This is a genomic window from uncultured Pseudoteredinibacter sp. (genome assembly GCF_947502065.1).
Taxonomy (GTDB): domain Bacteria; phylum Pseudomonadota; class Gammaproteobacteria; order Pseudomonadales; family Cellvibrionaceae; genus Pseudoteredinibacter.
The window spans coordinates 120,676-138,664 of sequence record NZ_CANMYE010000003.1; the positions used below are offsets into that span (position 1 = coordinate 120,676).

Genomic DNA, 17,989 nt, shown 5'->3' on the forward strand with positions numbered 1-17,989 from the left:
AAAAGCAAAATATAAGCGAGCGCTAATTACCCCAGCATGCCCAAGGCGGTGTTATAATTCCTGAAATTTACTTGAGTAAGGTTGCACAATCCATGAGCTCTTCTGCCTCCGCCAACGTCGATCACGCCGAGGTCGCCAAATTCGAAGCCCTTGCCAGCCGCTGGTGGGACCGAGAAGGCGAATTCAAGCCGCTACATGATATCAATCCACTGCGAGCAAACTATATAGATGAACGAGCTAAAGTCGCCGCTAAAAATTACTTAGATGTGGGCTGTGGTGGTGGAATTTTAAGCGAAGCGATGGCGCAACGTGGCGCCATTGTCAGCGGAATTGATATGGGGGAAGCCCCACTGCAAGTTGCCAAACTCCACAGCTTAGAATCTGGTGTCGAGGTCAATTACCGCCGCTGTACCGCCGAAGAGTTAGCTGAGCAAGAAGCCGAGCAATATGATGTCGTAAGCTGCCTGGAAATGCTTGAACATGTGCCAGACCCTGCATCTGTAATTGCTGCTTGTGCAAAACTGTGTAAGCCCGGTGGTGATTTATTCTTTTCCACAATAAACCGCAGCCCAAAAGCTTACGCCCTAGCTATTGTAGGCGCTGAATACCTATTGCGCTGGTTACCCAAAGGCACCCATGAGTACAGTAAATTTATTCGCCCTTCTGAATTGGCCAGCGGCTTGCGGGCAGCCGGGCTTGAGCTTGTTGACCTAAGCGGCATGACTTACAACCCTTTACTAAAACGTTATAAGATCAACCCAAATGACGTTGATGTAAACTATCTGGTTCACGCACGAAAACCTGCTTAAGAAAATCGTTATGTCAAAACTAAAAGCTGTGCTATTCGATTTAGACGGCACCTTGATTGATACGGCCCCAGACTTCATTCGTGTGGTCAATCAGTTATTAGCGGAGGATAAACGTCCAGCAATTTCTGATGAGAGTATCCGGGCAACCGTTTCGGCCGGATCAAGAGCACTTGTACAACTGGCTTACAATTTGAACGCTGGAGACGAGCAGGTAGAAGCGATTCGTGAACGCCTGCTAAAGCTATACGAACAACAACTCGCCATTGATAGCCGACCATTCGAAGGAATCAATGAGCTGCTAAACAAACTAGGCGAACACAATATTGCCTGGGGCATATCCACTAATAAGCCTGAATATTACACTCGTCTATTAATGGAACAACTGCCTCTGGATCCAAGCCCAGCAATTGTTTTATCACCCGATCAAGTTCCCAATGCAAAGCCGGCTCCTGATTCATTACTGATTGCCTGTGAATATATTGGCTGCTCTGTGGAAGAAGCGATTTATATTGGCGACCATGAACGCGATATAGAAAGCGGCAAGAGGGCCGGCATGCCCACAATCGCAGCCGCCTATGGCTATGTCCCAGTAGGCGAAAGCGCTGAGGACTGGAATGCTGATTACACCATTCAATCAGCCCGAGACATCTGGCCAATCATTAGAGAACTCATTTAACTAATCCCAACCTTACTCAACACACAATGAGTAGTAGCACTGAGATAACTATGGATCAAACACAATCACCCCAAGAATTAAGCCTAACAGCAGCTGCATTTATTGCCTCTGGGGATGCTTTAAAAGATAAAGTCATTGCCATCACTGGCGCCGGAGACGGAATCGGAAAAGTAGCGGCGTTAAGCTGTGCTGCTCACGGTGCAACAGTGATCCTATTAGGCCGCACTATTCCAAAGCTCGAACAGGTTTATGATGAAATTGAAGCGGCCGGCCATCCACAAGCGGCAATATTTCCTATTAATCTTGAAGGTGCTGTTGAAAAAGATTACAACGACATGGCCGATGCAATAGACGCAGAATTCGGCCGTCTAGATGGCCTGCTGCACAATGCCGCGCAACTTGGCCCACAAACCCCCTTAAGCAATTATGAGATCGATACTTGGCAGAAATTGATGCAAGTAAATGTCACCGCCGGATTTATGATGACAAAGGCACTATTACCTTTGCTTGAAAAATCCAGCGCGGCAAGCGTCGTCTTTACCAGCTCATCTGTTGGCCGCAAAGGTCGCGCATACTGGGGAGCCTATGCCATCAGCAAGGCGGCCGTAGAAAATATGGTGCAAGTTTTTGCCGATGAAATGGATGGCATTAATAAAGTACGGGTCAACTGCATCAATCCAGGCGCGACACGAACTCAAATGAGGGCCTCTGCTTACCCGAGTGAGAATCCAGCGACCTTAAAAACCGCCGCCGAAATAATGCCGAGTTACCTTTACCTGCTAAGCCCGAAAAGTGAAGCTTTAAATGGCATCTCTATTGATGCGCAACCTAAATAATATTCTTATCAGCCAGATTCACGCCCCTGCCTTATCAGAAATGATTCGGCAGGCAACTCAAGAGCTTACACTCACTAAATCTAAAACCGCAATTGTTGACAGCGGCCGATAATTTCAGTCAACGCCAAGCTCAAAAGTACGCCGCGCTTGGACATATTGCTGACAGCTCAACACTGAGCTAATCAGCCTGGATATAACTAAAGCTCTCACACATTGGCATATCTTGGGCTGCACCGCTCATACTTAACTTAAAAGATTCGGATACCCTAGCCATGGTTTCTGCCGAATTTCCACTCCACATAGCGCTGACGATGTCGTCAACTAAAAGCAGCGATAACTGGCAACGGCTTTTGATACGCTCGTGATTACTATAAAGCAGAGCAACTTTAGTGCGCGAGCGACGAATCTCATTGAGATCATAGCGCCAGATTGATTTTCTCTCGCCATAAGCCTCTACTTCGCTCGCCAAGCCAATATTATTTAACAGCCAACGACTATTGGTTTTGCCTGGACGTATATCTCGCAAGGCCTGAGCCGACACTGGCTGAGTCGCTGTGGAATACTGTACATCTTTGGATAAATCTACCACGGTGCAAGCCGTGAGATAGAAGCTACTAAGCAGTAGCAGAATATGACGAGACATATGGACTCCCTATTACCCGAATATAGATGATAATAGGGTTATCGGCCGCAAGGCCCTTAGGCTAAAGCAAATTTACTCATATTTTTATGCATGGTTGCCATCAGTTTTATCTCGGCTTTAGACAAGCCGCTTTGACGCTCGATTTCGTCCAGATCAAGACCTTCATCTAACATTGATGAAGCTCGCGTATAAGGTGTCTGTTCCAAGTCAGGCTCTGGCTCATCTTCATAGCTGTAGGGCGCTTGCAGCACCTCTTCAGCTTCTGCTGACTCTAAGGTCGGCTGTTCAAAATGCTGCTCGGACAATGCCTTCTCTTGCAACTGCGCGCTTAAGCTGTCTTGAAAACTAGGCTCAGCGTGATCGTCAACAAAAGACGGTTCGTTGTGAATAAACTGCTCTGACACTGCACTGTGTTCAGGCAACGCCGCTTTACTTAAGCCAGATTCTTGTTCAAGAGCGGCCAGACTGGCCAGTAAGCTTTGCTGCTGGGCCTGCAGTTCTCTTAGATCCTTTGCCACCACCGTGTCGGGTGTTTCAGAGACAACCGATTGCTGCTCATGGCCATATTCTTCAACGGGCTGTTCGGCTTGGGCAAACTGACTAGGCTCAACTAGATTTAGGCGTGGGCCGCCGTCAGCCTCTAAAGACTTGATTCTGCGACCCAGGCCAATATTACTCGCATTGATAGATTTAAGCTCTTGTCGAGCATGCTGCAAATCCTGAAGCTGTCTTTGAATTTGACGGTTTTGACGCCAATAGCTGACGCACAGAAGGAATACTCCCAATGCTAAGCCAATACCTATATAGACGGTAGGATGCAACATTGCTGCGAACATATTAAATGCCTCATTGCTAGCGGTGTCGAGTATGGCGCCGGGCCTATACCGCCACCTCTTCATTGTTGAGTTCTGCCCACTCTTCCTCAGTAAGCAACTTATCTAGATCAACCAAAATGAGTAGCTCGTCATTTTTATGACAAACCCCCTGAATGTACTTGGAACTTTCATCGTTACCGACATTCGGAGTTATCTCGATTTCGGATTGGCGCAGATAAACTACCTCGGCTACCGAATCCACCAAAATACCCACTACGTGACCATCGGCTTCAACAATCACAATACGTGTATTGTCGGTAATATCGGTAGATTCAAGATTAAAACGCTCACGGGTATCAATAACGGTGACGACGTTACCGCGCAAATTGATAATCCCTAAAACATACTCAGCAGCTCCAGGAACAGGCGCTATTTCAGTATAGCGCAGCACTTCCTGCACCTGCATAACGTTGATTCCATATACCTCACCGGCGAGCTTAAAGGTCACCCATTGCAAGGTAGGATCATCATTTACATTCTCATCAATGGCATTGGCCGACATAATTTCGACTCCCTCAATACGATTTTTAACCACTATGGGCCTGACAGGCATTATTTCGCGTCAAAAAATTCACGCACCTGTTTTTAAATATAGTCGTTTGCAGGTTCTGTGCCAGGAGTAAACTGTAAAAAGTACACCCCTTGGTCGGAACATTAAACGACCACCCAAGGGGGTTATCGGCGGGAACTCAGATTTATACAGCCTCAGCCCAATAAGCTTTTGTGGCATTATCAGCGCTAGCGTACAACTCATCCTCACTACTCACGCTACGCTGACTAGAAATACGCTGTTCTAGGTAGCGAAACAGAGCACCGTAAGCCTGCACACCTTTGGCCGCAGGTTGATACAAATTGGCTGGCACGCCCAAACGACTCGCGTCTCGAAGCTTAGTATCAATAGGGATATGGCCAGGCCAAAGATCAACAGGAAACTCATTGCGTAGAGACCTTACCGTTTGTTGGCAGGCTTGGGTGCGACGATCCACCATGGTTGGCACCACTACCCTATCAATTACGGTATCAAGCGAATGCTGCACCATATCAACGGTCTGCTGCATTCGAGCGAAGCCTTGTAATGATAGAAACTCGGCCTGCACAGGTATAATCAATCGCGTACTTGCTACCAATGCATTGATCATCAATACGCCTAAAGCTGGTGGGCAATCGATCAACACCAGATCAAAGTCCTCTTCTAGTAAACTGAGAACCTGGCCTAAAATCAAACCAAAGCCACGTTTGTTCTGCGACGTTCGCTCCAAAGTAATCAAGCTGGGGGAAGATGGCAGTAAGCTCAAGCCCTCATAGGGAAGCTCAACCACAATATCTTTGATTAGCTCTCGGCTAATCGGCCCTTCATGATTCATTAACTCCGCCGATGACTGCCGAAGCGATTGGGGTTTAAGCCCAAAATAGCAACTCATTGAGCCCTGTGCATCTAAGTCCACCAGCAATACGCGTTTTCCCGCCTGAGCGGCATAGCCGCCCAAAGTTACTGCACTGGTTGTTTTTCCTACGCCACCTTTTTGGTTGGCCACGGTCCAAACTTGCATGATTGAATCCTCTCATTGCCACGACGGTAATGACTTGCCGCCTGCATTTCACCCTATAGGCCAAAGCTTGCCCTTTGACCACCTATTAACCACCTAACACCCTATTCGGGAAATACGTCGTGGATTACCTAGGCATAAGAGCAAGGGCTGTACCAATGTTTTAAATTCGAGTGAATGTGAAGACAGATGGTTGATTAGGGACGGGGCAACAATGTAGAGCGATGGCTCAAGGGCAAAAATACAATTTATTGAACGTCGTCATTGCTATAAAGAATGCCCTCTTCGGTAGATTGTGGCTGAAGAATCAGAGGCGGCAAATTTTGCTCCTGCGCTTGTGCGGCCGCTTCAGCTTCGAGTTCCCTCAATAATCGTTGCTCAGCCATTTGCCTAATCTCGGCGATCGCCGATGCACGGCTTGCCGCTCTATTGAGCTCACTTTGGCTTAAGAAAGTTTTTCCATCTTGACTGGCCATCTCCATGGCTGTGCGAGCATTAACGGTAATTCTTTGGGGGGGGCGACGCGAAATCATCAGTACAACGCGTCTATTTTGCTGTCGCCCTTCAACAGTATTATTATCCGCGATCGGCTGGAACTCTCCATAGCCGACCGCCGATAGACGCTGTGGTCGCACACCGTAGCTGATCATTAATTTTACAATTGCAGCAGCACGAGCTGAGGATAACTCCCAATTACTTTCATAACGAGAAGAGCTAATCGCTTGATTATCTGTATAACCTTCTACTTGAATTTGGTTTTCATAGCCACGCAACTTCATCGATAGCTGTTCAAACAGTGATTTTGCCGCATCAGACGGATTGGCACTTGCGCTGGCAAACAATACGTTCGAATTCAGTTTTAACTCTAACCACAGTTCATTGCTGTCCAACTCTATAAGTTCATCATTGATTAAGTCCGCGAATTCGCTGTTCAGCTCACTTTCCATTTGGCTTAAATCGGCCACTAAAGAAGGGCTAGTACTTGCTGGGTTCGAGGCTATATTTTCACTGGCGACAATTGATTCGCCTGCAGACTCTAATGCTATTGGATCGGGATTACGTGGAGGTGAGGTAAATATCGCATTTAGGCTGGTCGATAGTTCTTTATACTTCGCTTCGTTAAGCTGTGAAATAGAATACATCACAACAAAAAATGCAAATAACAAAGTGATAAAGTCCGCGTAGGAAACCATCCAACGCTCGTGTTTTACTTCGATACCCACTTGCCTGCGTCGCATATCAACACCTATACGCGCTTTTAATTGCGCGGCAAAAATCCTTGCAGTTTAAGCTCGATACTACGAGGGTTTTCACCCTCGGCAATGGCGACAATACCTTCGATAATCAACTCTTTAAAAAGGGAGTCGGCATTAACCGACTGCTTAAGCTTACTTGCTATAGGTAATAGAAACAGATTAGCAAAGGCTACCCCATAGATGGTAGCCACAAAAGCAACCGCAATCCCTGGGCCCAACTGATTTGGGTCAGACAGGTTTTGCATTACATGGATCAAGCCGATAACCGCACCAATAATACCTATCGTTGGTGCATAGCCACCCATTGACTCATAAAATCCTGCGGCATTTTGATCACGCTGCTCTTGCGCAATCAGGTCTATTTCTAAAGTTTGTCGTATCGATTGGGTATTACTGCCATCGATGAGCAGTAGCAAAGCTTTACGGGCAAATCGATTCTTTTCTTTATCGGCCAGCGGCTCTAAACCTAGCAAACCATCGCGCCTAGCCACTACGGCCCAATTAACAACCTGCTTAATACCACTATCAAACTCCGGGGAGTCGGCTATAAAAATTCTTTTACCTAGGCGAATTGCGCGCTTGAGGTTATCTTGGGGGGTCTGTAATACGGCGGCGCCTATGGTACCACCCAACACAATCAAGGCGGCAGGGCCATTGAGCAATGACTGAAGGCTACCGCCTTCAAGAAAGTTCCCTCCGAGCAATGCTGCCGTACCTATGGCAAGCCCGATGAGAGTCAATAAATCCATTAGCTAACCTCTGATAACTGCGAAGCAAACTGATGCAATGGTAATACGTGGTCACTCAAGTTTGCCCTAGCAACTGCCATCGGCATACCATAAATTACAGAGCTAGCTTCGTCTTGGCTCCATATAATGCCGCCGCGATTTTTAATCGCCCTAGCACCTTCGCAACCATCGCTCCCCATGCCTGTGAGCACAACACCAAAAGATCGGCTAGCAAATGCCTCTGAAGCCGAAGTAAAGGTTAAATCTACCGATGGTTTGTAACTGATCGAAGCATCGCCATCGATCACATCCAACTTAAGTGGGTTTGATTTATTAAACAACAGCTGTTTGCCACCTGGGGCAAGATACGCTGTGCCAGGCTCCATATTTTCGCCGTGCTCAGCATGGCGAACTTTGATCTGGCACTCCCTATCCAGTCGCTCAGCGAATGCCATCGTGAAATTAGCTGGCATATGTTGTACTAAAACAATGGGAATAGAAAAATCTGCGGGCAAAGCTGACAACACTTCTGTCAACGCTACCGGGCCACCGGTCGAGGCACCAATAACTATAACTGCAGGCTTTTGCGCTGGGGCATGACTCGTTAAAGTCTTTTTAAAAGCACTATCCGACGTACTAAAGCCTGTCGCTGGAGCTGCACTTGCAACGGCGGTATCGCCACGCATTGCCACTGCCAAAATGCGATCTTGCAATGTAGTACTCAATTTCTTTGAATCGCGGGAAAACTCAGCAAAGTTCTTCGCCATAAAATCAACAGCACCAGCCGATAAGGCATCCAGTGTAACCTGGGCTCCCTCATAGGTTAGAGAAGAAAACATGATAATGGGAATGGGATTATTCGCCATAATTTCACGTACCGCTGTGACGCCGTCCATTTCAGGCATCTCGTAGTCCATGGTTATGACATCCGGTTTTAATTCAGCGGCTTTTGCTACTGCCTCTTTACCGTCATTAGCCACAGCCACAACTTCAATATCGGAGTGAGAACCGATCATTTCCTTCAAACGGTTTTGAAAAAACAAAGAGTCGTCGACAATTAGTACTTTAACGGACATTACGCCCTTCCTCTTATAGCAGACCCAATCAATCCAAGTAGCAACTGCTAGCAAAGCACTTAAACGCCTTGAACAGCTGTTGGCAGAGGCAGACTTGGCTCTCTATATCATTCGACAGAAAAATAATTGCCAGCGAGACTGGCAATCATTTTTTAGGCATAGCGTTTCAACATGGCTGGCACATCTAGGATAAGCGCCATGGTGCCATCACCGGTAATAGTTGCACCGGCCATTCCTGGTGTTCCTTGTAGCATCTGACCAAGTGGTTTAATAACCACCTCTTCCTGGCCAATCAATCGATCCACAACAAATCCCACTCTATCGGTGCCCACACTGACAATAACGACATGGGATTCAGCTAAAGGATCAACCTCATCTTCAACTAGCCACTTTTTCAGGTAAAACAGCGGTACCGCTTTATCACGAATGGTGACGCATTCTTGCGAATCCACAATATTGGTTTTGGTTAAATCCATCTGGAAGATTTCATTAACACTCATTAATGGCAGAGCAAAGGTCTGATCACCAAGCATAACCATTAAGGTAGGCATGATCGCCAAGGTTAGCGGAACCTTAATAACTAAGCTGGTGCCTTCACCTAGGCGTGACTTAATATCTACCGAGCCATTAAGCTGGGAGATCTTGGTTTTAACCACGTCCATGCCCACCCCTCGACCAGATACATCTGAGATCTCTACCTTGGTAGAAAAACCTGGTGCAAAGATGAGATTAAATGCTTCTTCATCTGTTAATCGCGCAGCGGAATCTTCATCATAAAGCCCTTTTTCGACTGCTTTTTTGCGCAATGCATCTGGATCCATACCGCCACCATCATCAGTGATGGACAATAGGATATGGTCACCTTCTTGTTCCGCAGCCAGTGTCACAGTACCCACTCGGCTTTTTCCTGAGGCTTCACGTTTATCAGGTGATTCGATGCCGTGATCGACTGCATTTCGAACCAAGTGAACCAGTGGATCAGCCAAGGCCTCAACTAGATTTTTATCTAAGTCAGTATCTTCACCAACCAGTTCTAGTTTGATTTCTTTGCCTAAGTTTCTAGCCAAATCTCGCACTACGCGAGGGAATCGACCGAAGACTTTCTTAATGGGCTGCATGCGCGTCTTCATCACCGAAGATTGCAAATCTGCAGTTACTACATCTAGGTTAGCGACAGCTTTAGACAAGGCTTCATCTTGAGACTTTCCGCCAATTCGAACCAGCCGATTGCGAACTAAAACCAGCTCGCCCACCATATTCATGATTTCATCTAAACGCTGAGTATCAACTCGAACTGAAGCCTCACCCGAAGCGGGTGCATTTTGACCAGAATTGGCTTTCTTAGCGTTAGCGATATTAGTCACATTGGCTTTGGCAGCTGGTTTGGCGGCTTCTTTCGGCTCAGGCTTTTTAGGGCTTGCCTTGGCCGGTTCAATCTTGCTCACCTTCGGCTCGGGCGCAGCGGCTTTCGCTTCGGTTTGCGCGGTTGGGCCTTGCCCCTTACCATGCAAATCATCCAATAATGCATCAAACTCAGCGTCTGATATTTCATCGCCGCTTTTGTTCGTTGCTACGGCGGCTTTGGATTCAGCAGCTGGGGCTGAAGCTGCAGCAGCCGGCTGAGGTGCGGCACCATGCAAACCATCCAGCAGAGCTTCAAATTCAGCATCGGTAATTTCTGGATTATCAGAATTGATTATCTCATCGACATTACCGCCAGCGTCAGGTTTGGCTTTAGCGCCATCCAACTCATCGAGTAAAGCATCGAATTCCGCCTCGGTAATTTCATCACCAGCAGCCGCTACCGGCTCTTGCACAACAGGCTCTGGGCTTTCAACGGCTGTCGGCGCAGCCTCTGCTGGCGCTTCAGCTGCACTTTCACCTTCAGCTTCAGGAGTGGCAAGTTTACCTAGTTCTTCTAACAGCTCAGGGCTAGCAGAACTTGGGGTTTGCCCCGCACTCAACTCGGCAAATTGCTGATTGACCATATCCAGCGCTTGCAGCACCACATCCATTAATGCCGGTGACACTTTACGCTTTCCGTTGCGCAGAATATCAAACAGATTTTCAGTTACATGGCAGCACTCTACCATGGCATCAATCTGTAAGAACCCGGCCCCACCTTTTACGGTGTGAAAGCCACGGAAAATTGCATTTAGTAAATCTGTATCTTCAGGGCTATTTTCCAAATCAACTAATTGTTCAGAAAGTAGCTCTAAAATTTCACCAGCTTCTACAAGAAAATCCTGGAGTATTTCTTCGTCGTCCCCAAAGCTCATATCTCACCTCTTAGAATCCAAGGCTGGACAGTAGGTCGTCAACTTCATCCTGACTACTAACAACACCATCTGTCTGCTCGGGATTGATCTGTGGTCCACTCAACTCTTCGCCTGCCTTCGCCTCAACTGCGGCTGGGGCATTTTCATCTGGAATAATTCCAGTGATATCTTCAACTTGAGAAGCTACCTTGATCAGCTCTACCAAATCACTTTCCAAATCACTGATCAGTGCCATGACACGATTCAGCACTTGGCCAGTGAGATCCTGATACTCCTGTTCCATCATAATTCCCTGGAGGTTAGAATTAATCAGGTTCGCATCATCACTCATGCGACTCAGAAACATATCCATTCTGGGGTAAAGCTTATTAAATTCTTGCGCCGACATTTCTCGGCTTTTAATTCGCATCCAATCTGATCGTAATTCAGCAGCTTCTCGACCTAAGCGATCAGCCACCGGAGCGGTTGCTTCAACTCTATCCATGGTTTTATCGGCAGCTTGCTGAGTCATCTTAATGACATAATGCAAACGGTCCGAAGCATCCTGGATTTCAGTGCCCTCTAGAGGCGCCGGCTGATTATTAGACTGCTCATCAACATGGAAATTTACGATGGCGTTATGTAGACCGCGTGTTAGGCGGCCCACTGATGTAAACAAGTGTCGATCACGCGCATCCATTAACGCATGTATCAATTGACCAGCTTCTTCCATCTGATCTGATTCCAGCTTTTCAATGAGCAGCTTCGCACACTCACGTAATTCGCAAGTAAAGCTGTCTGATTGGCCGGAAATGTATTGGGTATTCATAGACTGTCCTCAGCGTATTGCTTAGCCATTGACCCGTTCAAAGATCTTATCGATCTTTTCCTTAAGAACGGCCGCTGTGAAAGGTTTAACAACATAACCGTTAACCCCTGCTTGTGCAGCTTCTACAATTTGCTCACGTTTGGCCTCTGCAGTAACCATAAGCACTGGCAAACTCTTAAGATTGTCATCAGCACGTACAGCTTTCAGAAGATCAATGCCCGTCATACCCGGCATATTCCAGTCTGTAACCAAAAAGTCGATGCCCCCTGCTTTTAGCATTGGCAAGGCAGTCATGCCATCATCAGCTTCTTGGGTATTGTTGAACCCCAAATCACGCAATAGGTTTTTGATAATCCGACGCATTGTTGAAAAGTCATCAACAATTAGGATTTTCATATCGGTATCCAATGTAGCCTCCAGGCAGCCCAAAAGCGGGCTCATCTAACGGTGAATATATATTTGATGATAGTTGGTAATTCTCGATCTGCGCAGTTGCGTCCGATATTTATACGAATTTATTACCTCGAGTTAAGATGCGGATATCTGCACAATCCACGCTCACTCAAATACTTATATTGGTCGTATTTGGAATTTCTTTAGAAATTAAATTAAATAGCACTTTATTTAGGCAGATTGTGGAAAATTCACATAAAAACGAGGAGGTATTTATGCTTTATATCTGCCTTAGTAAGGAAAGGAATTAGTTTTTGCGGGGTTTTTAAAGTAGCTTATGTAGCATTTAGCGGACGGTTTTATGACACATAGCCTTAAAAAAAACGGCGCTGTTATTTAGCGCCGTTTTTCTGCCAGTCACCGAGTTTAGATCGCAGCCTTGCTGTAGCTTGGCTGTGTATTTGGCTAACCCTAGATTCACTGACACCAATAATTTGACCAATCTCCTTTAGATTGAGCTCTTCGTCATAATATAGCGCCAATATCATTCGCTCTCTTTCTGGTAATTCTGCAATTGCCTTAGCAAGCGATTCTTTCAATCCCTCACGCTGCATATTGTCATGTGGTGCAATAAACGCCATGCTGGTTTGCTCGCTACTCATGCGAGTATCTTCACCACCAAAGGCTTCTTCAAAACTGAATAGACGACTACTGGCATTATCTTTTAGAACGCTGTAATACTCGTCGAGCGTCATGTCTAACTCAGCGGCAATCTCTTGGTCTGAAGCATCACGCCCTTCACGAGACTCTACCGTATTGATTGCATCAGAAATCCTTCGATTATTACGGTGCACAGATCTTGGCACCCAATCGCCTTTACGCATTTCATCAACAATTGCACCACGTATGCGAATTCCTGCGTAAGTTTCAAAACTTGCGCCTCGAGAAGCATCGTATTTTTGAGAAGCTTCTAGCAGCCCAATCATGCCCGCCTGGATCAGGTCTTCCACTTGCACACAAGCTGGCATCCTAACCATCATATGGTGCGCAATACGCTTAACTAAAGTCGCATAATCCTCTACACGAATATTGACACTCGGTGTCTGTGTCTGGCCGTACATTGCCAAGCTATCGGATACTGCCATCTCTAAAATCCTGAGTTTGCCACATTGAGCAGCCTTTCAACGAAGAACTCCAAGTGCCCTCTTGGGTTATTGGGCAGAGGAAGTTCATCCACTTTTTGTGCCAAAGTTCGAATTGCCTGCGCTGCCTTCGATCTAGGCGCATACTCTAAGATAGGCGTTTGCTTCTGTACCGCTTTACGAACATTTTCATCAAAGGGGATATGCCCAATGTACTGCAGGGAAACATCCAAAAAGCGCTGGCAAACTGCGTTTAATTTTGCAAATAGTTTACTGCCTTCCTGGTTGCTGCGGGTCATGTTCGCAACCACTCTAAATCGGAAGGTGCCATATTCGGTATTCATTAATTTGATTAGGGCATAGGCGTCCGTGATGGACGATGGTTCATCACAGACTACCACTAGAATCTCATTAGCAGCGCGCACAAAGCTTACTACCGAATCTGATATGCCCGCAGCGGTATCTACCACTAAGACATCGAGATTATCGGCAATATCACTGAAGGCTCTGATTAATGCGGCGTGCTCTTGATCACCCAGTGTGGCCATCTGCTGCACGCCAGAGGCGGCAGGTACAATGTCTACACCACTTGGGCCTGGGACCATTATCTCTGGCAGGCGACGTTCACCTGACAGTACATCAGATAAATTATATTGAGCTTTCAAACCCAATAGTACGTCCACATTCGCCAATCCCAAGTCGGCATCAAGAAGTACTACCCGGCGATGCAGCTCGGCTAAGGCAATGCTTAGGTTAACAGAGATATTACTCTTTCCAACCCCACCTTTACCTCCGGTCACTGCAATCACTTGAACCGGTCGACCATAACTCATGGGATAATTCGCTCCTGTATCTAGCGGGAATATGGAATAACTCATTAAGTATAGATGGCTATTTCCATTTATCCTGCCGTTTGGCCAAAAAAATTAAAGTTTTCCGAAGCCAGTATTTTGTTGATTAAAATTCCGCCGACTGCTTAAGCTGTCGAGAATCCATTTGGGAAAGCTCCAATGCCGTCGAAATCAAATGCTGGCTTCTGGCAACAGCAATGTCCTGGGGAATGTTCTGCCCATCAGTGCTATAAGCAAGCGGTAAATCATGTTCGATTACTACACTTAATGCTTCACCCAAACCTGTTGTTTCATCTAGCTTACTCAGTACCGCACCGCTCAATCCACGTCCGGCGTAGGCGTGTGCAGATGCTTTTAACATTTGCCACTGACTATTTGCCGCCATCACCAAATAGCTACGCACTGCTCTGTGCTGCTGCACCAAAGCAAGCTGCTGGTGCAGCATAGGATCACCATGTCGAAAGCCCGCTGTATCAATCAGCACCAAGGAGCGCTGCTTAAAGCTATCGATAACATCCTTAAGGCTTTCATCTTCTTCGACAACTTTAACGGGCACTTTTAAGATTGCCCCTAAAGCGCGCAGCTGATCATGTGCGGCAATGCGATAAGTGTCGGTGGTAATTAATGCCACTTGCTCCGGGCCATGCTTCATAACATAGCGCGCCGCCAATTTTCCAACAGTAGTGGTTTTGCCCACCCCCGTTGGACCAACAAAGGCAAAAACACCGCCCTGCTCTGTAATGTCTTTAGGTAGCACCGGAATAGACTGTGTTAAATGTGATAGCGCTTCGTTCCAGCTATCTGAAATACTTTGCCCAGGGCTCAATCGATTGAGCAGTTGTTTACTCACACCTTGACTCAAACCTAATTTTTCTAAGCGAGCGCGAACCGCATCTTCAACGGGGTTTTTAACGCCACTTTGGTGAGTCGTTTGGGCTATTTGTTCTTCTAACAAGCTACGCATATCCGACAGCTCGGACATCAATAACTTCATTTTGTCATCAACATCCATCGCTTGAGGTTGGATGGGAGCTGGGTGTGAAGGCGCCCTTAAATCACTCTGCATAGCACGATGATCTACTCTAGCCTGTGAGTGAGGAACATTGCTGTGCTGTGGATATTGATCAACCTGCAGTTGCGGTTGAGGCATTGCTGGGGCCACATTGCCGCCCTGCCAATGTGCGGCAACATCAGCCGGGACATTATTAGCTGGGTTCATCGTTGGCGCGGCGGCCACCGCATTGGATGGTGTAAAAGCTGGCTGAGCTTTAAGCTGCGGGCGCTGGTTTCCTACTGCTCCAACTGTCGGAGTTTCGGCTCGCTGCCTTGCGGCCAACATTTTATCGCGCGCCGATGCAACCTCTTGGGCCAATTCTTCTTGGGTTTTACCGGAAGCTTGGCCTCGCATAGGTGGCTGTTCATTCATCATGCTTGCGCCAGTCATTTCCTGCGCCAGCTGCTGTGCATTCATTTGTTGCTGCCAAGCTTGATCACTGGCCATAGGCAGATCGTAATTAGCGGCCGGAGAATCCTGTAGATGTTTGGTCGGAGTCGCCGCTGGCTTTTGTGGTAACTCCAGCGAAGCCATTACCTCCACGCCCTTTTCATTACGGTGATTGGAAAGAATTACAGCATCTGGCCCCAATTCATGGCGCACTAGCTCCAAAGCACGTCTCATATCAGCCGCGACAAAACGCTTTACTTGCATTGTACTCTCCTACTCACCCAGCTAAATGAAGCAACGGGTTGTTCGTGGGTATCGATTTAAGCGGCATCAACACTGACCGCCATTTCAATCGTAATCTGTTTGTTATCTGGTATTTCGGTATACGCCAAAACACGCATTTCTGGCACAGAGAAGCGGTTAAATTTCACCATCAATTCTCTTAGCGGAGCAGCGACCAGAAGAATAATGGGTTTACCCGCCAACTCTTGCTGCTGTGCTGCATTAATCAGAGCTTGCTGTAGACGCTCTGCCAAACCTGGCTCGATGAATGCACCATCATCATTGCCAGATTTTTGTGCCTGCTGTACAGAACCAAGCAAAAGCTGTTCCAACTGTGGATCCAAGGTCATAACGGGCAGCTCTGGCTCAGAGCCCACAAGGCCTTGGACGATTTGGCGCGCTAAAGAAATTCTTGCCGCTGCTTTCAGAGCGACGGGATCTTGACTCTTGTCGGAATTAGCGGTGATCGCCTCGGCAATGCTGCGCATATCACGAATAGAAACACCTTCTTGCAGCAGCCCCTGTAATACCTTTAAGAGGACGTTCAAACTGATCGTATTGGGCACAAGTTCTTCAGCGAGCTTAGGTGACTTCTCACCCAAGATATCCAGTAACTTCTGTACATCCTCGTGCCCCAATAGCTCGTAGGCATGTTTTTGTAGAATCTGGTTAAGGTGGGTCGCAATAACAGTTGCCGCATCGACAACGGTATAACCCATGGTCTGCGCGTGATCTTTCTTAGATTCCTCAATCCATACCGCATCAAGGCCAAACGCTGGATCTTGGGTCTGAATACCTTCGAGCTTGCCAAAAACCTGACCCGGATCGATAGCCAAGAATGAATCGGGGTATACCTCAGCCTCGCCCAAGGTGACACCCATGAGTGAGATTTTATAAGCGGTTGGATTAAGATCTAGGTTATCTCTTATGTGAACCGATGGAATCAAAAATCCAACATCTTGCGATAGCTTCTTACGCACACCTTTAATGCGACCAAGCAGCTCACCATTTTGATTAGTATCCACCAGCGGAATAATTCGGTACCCAACTTCCAGGCCAACTACATCGACTGGCACAACATCATCCCAGCTAATCTCTTCATTGATGTCAGGCGGTTCAACTGCACCCGCCACAGGAACCAACTCTCCGGCCCCTCCATGTCCAGCTGCCGGTGCTGCGGCGCGCGCAACAGGCTCAGGACCTTCCTCTGCAGCGGTATTACGCTTATGAATAAAAAACGCTATGGTGCCGGTTAAAAATGCCAAGCTTAAAAAGGAAAAATGCGGCATCCCCGGAATTGAACCCATTAAAAACAGCACTCCAGCGGCCACACCTAAAGCTTTCGGGGAGTCAAACATCTGCCCCATAACTTGGCTGCGCATATCTTCAGAGCTGTTTACGCGCGTTACCATAATTGCAGCTGAGGTGGACAAAAGCAGCGAAGGTATCTGGGCAACTAAACCATCGCCGATGGTCAGCAACACATATTTCTCGCCAGCCTCAGCAAAACTAAGTTCATGCTGTGCCATACCGACGATAAGGCCACCGACAACATTGAGAACAAGAATTAAAATGCCGGCAACGGCATCACCGCGAACAAACTTACTGGCACCATCCATTGCTCCGTAAAAGTCGGCTTCACCTGCGACTTCTTCACGTCGAATTCTCGCTTGATCTTGATCGATTAGACCGGCATTCAAATCGGCATCAATGGCCATTTGCTTACCGGGCATTGCATCCAAAGTAAAACGTGCACTCACTTCGGAGATACGGCCAGCACCCTTGGTGACCACCACAAAATTAATAATCATCAAAATGATAAAGATGATCAAACCAACCGCGTAGTTACCACCAATAACCACTTCACCAAATGCCTGAATTACCTTACCGGCCGCGTCACCGCCATTATGCCCTTCCAATAAGACCACGCGAGTAGACGCCACATTAAGCGCTAAGCGCATCAAGGTTGCGACCAACAAAATAGTAGGGAAAACCGCAAAATCTAAGGGGCGTAAGGTATAAATACCCACCAGCAAAACCACAATCGATAAGGCGATATTAAAAGAGAAAAATAGATCCAAAAGAAAGGCCGGTAGCGGCAGGATCATCATGCCCAACAACATCAACAATAGCAGCGGTACACCAAGATTACCTTGACTTAAGCTGCGCGCCTGGTGGATGGCGGTATCGCGATCAAACTGCTGTGGTAAGGCTCTGATATCAGCAAAACTGGGTAACTGCATAATTCGGCTTTTTGACACTCAATGGATTGAGAATTGAGTATCGCAAGAAGTGTACCGAAATTGCCGCACAGCGGAATATTTTTGCCGACTAATGAAAAAGC

At 47.1% G+C, this 17,989-nt stretch carries 17 protein-coding genes; 3 read left to right on the top strand and 14 right to left on the bottom strand.

Annotation, left to right across the window (positions count from 1 at the left end; all coding sequences use genetic code 11):
* Window positions 1-92: 92 nt before the first annotated feature.
* The 3 genes from ubiG to Q1A41_RS10205 are packed head-to-tail and all read left to right on the top strand — an operon-like array spanning window position 93 to window position 2,321.
* The gene (gene ubiG / locus Q1A41_RS10195) at window positions 93-809 is read left to right on the top strand and encodes a bifunctional 2-polyprenyl-6-hydroxyphenol methylase/3-demethylubiquinol 3-O-methyltransferase UbiG (protein WP_299978112.1); all 717 of its coding nucleotides are present in this window, start codon (window positions 93-95) and stop codon (window positions 807-809) included.
* A gap of 10 nt (window positions 810-819) precedes the next feature.
* Window positions 820-1,485 (top strand): HAD-IA family hydrolase, encoded by a 666-nt coding sequence (locus tag Q1A41_RS10200; protein ID WP_299978115.1) that lies wholly within the window; start codon window positions 820-822, stop codon window positions 1,483-1,485.
* Window positions 1,486-1,535: 50 nt separating this feature from the next.
* Entirely contained in the window at window positions 1,536-2,321 is a 786-nt protein-coding gene (locus Q1A41_RS10205; RefSeq protein ID WP_299978118.1) for a YciK family oxidoreductase, read from the top strand.
* A 178-nt stretch (window positions 2,322-2,499) separates the two neighbouring features.
* On the opposite strand, the gene Q1A41_RS10210 is transcribed toward Q1A41_RS10205, so the two are convergent.
* From Q1A41_RS10210 to flhA, 14 genes are all read right to left on the bottom strand, one after another.
* Window positions 2,500-2,964, bottom strand: coding sequence for a hypothetical protein (locus Q1A41_RS10210; protein ID WP_299978120.1), 465 nt, complete (start codon window positions 2,962-2,964; stop codon window positions 2,500-2,502).
* A gap of 56 nt (window positions 2,965-3,020) precedes the next feature.
* Entirely contained in the window at window positions 3,021-3,800 is a 780-nt protein-coding gene (locus Q1A41_RS10215; protein WP_299978122.1) for a DUF2802 domain-containing protein, read from the bottom strand.
* A gap of 43 nt (window positions 3,801-3,843) precedes the next feature.
* Window positions 3,844-4,341 (bottom strand): chemotaxis protein CheW, encoded by a 498-nt coding sequence (locus Q1A41_RS10220; protein WP_299978125.1) that lies wholly within the window; start codon window positions 4,339-4,341, stop codon window positions 3,844-3,846.
* 193 nt (window positions 4,342-4,534) lie between these two features.
* On the bottom strand, window positions 4,535-5,389 hold the full coding sequence (locus Q1A41_RS10225; protein WP_299978128.1) for a ParA family protein: 855 nt from the start codon (window positions 5,387-5,389) through the stop codon (window positions 4,535-4,537).
* Window positions 5,390-5,634: 245 nt separating this feature from the next.
* Window positions 5,635-6,624, bottom strand: coding sequence for a flagellar motor protein MotB (locus tag Q1A41_RS10230; RefSeq protein WP_299978131.1), 990 nt, complete (start codon window positions 6,622-6,624; stop codon window positions 5,635-5,637).
* Window positions 6,625-6,644: 20 nt separating this feature from the next.
* The gene (locus Q1A41_RS10235; protein WP_299978133.1) at window positions 6,645-7,391 is read right to left on the bottom strand and encodes a flagellar motor protein; all 747 of its coding nucleotides are present in this window, start codon (window positions 7,389-7,391) and stop codon (window positions 6,645-6,647) included.
* Window positions 7,391-8,446 (bottom strand): chemotaxis response regulator protein-glutamate methylesterase, encoded by a 1,056-nt coding sequence (locus Q1A41_RS10240; protein WP_299978136.1) that lies wholly within the window; start codon window positions 8,444-8,446, stop codon window positions 7,391-7,393. The genes Q1A41_RS10235 and Q1A41_RS10240 overlap by 1 nt, the downstream gene beginning before the upstream one ends.
* Window positions 8,447-8,598: 152 nt before the next feature.
* Window positions 8,599-10,725: a chemotaxis protein CheA gene (locus tag Q1A41_RS10245; RefSeq protein WP_299978139.1), complete on the bottom strand. Its 2,127-nt coding sequence runs from the start codon at window positions 10,723-10,725 to the stop codon at window positions 8,599-8,601.
* A 10-nt stretch (window positions 10,726-10,735) separates the two neighbouring features.
* On the bottom strand, window positions 10,736-11,533 hold the full coding sequence (locus Q1A41_RS10250; protein WP_299978142.1) for a protein phosphatase CheZ: 798 nt from the start codon (window positions 11,531-11,533) through the stop codon (window positions 10,736-10,738).
* A 21-nt stretch (window positions 11,534-11,554) separates the two neighbouring features.
* A complete protein-coding gene (gene cheY / locus Q1A41_RS10255; protein ID WP_299774312.1) occupies window positions 11,555-11,941 on the bottom strand; it encodes a chemotaxis response regulator CheY in 387 nt (128 codons plus the stop codon).
* Window positions 11,942-12,318: 377 nt separating this feature from the next.
* Complete coding sequence (locus Q1A41_RS10260; RefSeq protein WP_299978903.1) at window positions 12,319-13,047, bottom strand: RNA polymerase sigma factor FliA; 729 nt, start codon at window positions 13,045-13,047, stop codon at window positions 12,319-12,321.
* A 26-nt stretch (window positions 13,048-13,073) separates the two neighbouring features.
* Window positions 13,074-13,901 (bottom strand): MinD/ParA family protein, encoded by an 828-nt coding sequence (locus Q1A41_RS10265; RefSeq protein WP_299978145.1) that lies wholly within the window; start codon window positions 13,899-13,901, stop codon window positions 13,074-13,076.
* Between the two features lie 124 nt (window positions 13,902-14,025).
* Window positions 14,026-15,627, bottom strand: a complete 1,602-nt coding sequence (gene flhF / locus Q1A41_RS10270) for a flagellar biosynthesis protein FlhF (protein ID WP_299978148.1) — start codon at window positions 15,625-15,627, stop codon at window positions 14,026-14,028.
* 56 nt (window positions 15,628-15,683) lie between these two features.
* Entirely contained in the window at window positions 15,684-17,888 is a 2,205-nt protein-coding gene (gene flhA / locus Q1A41_RS10275; protein ID WP_299978151.1) for a flagellar biosynthesis protein FlhA, read from the bottom strand.
* Window positions 17,889-17,989 lie beyond the last annotated feature (101 nt).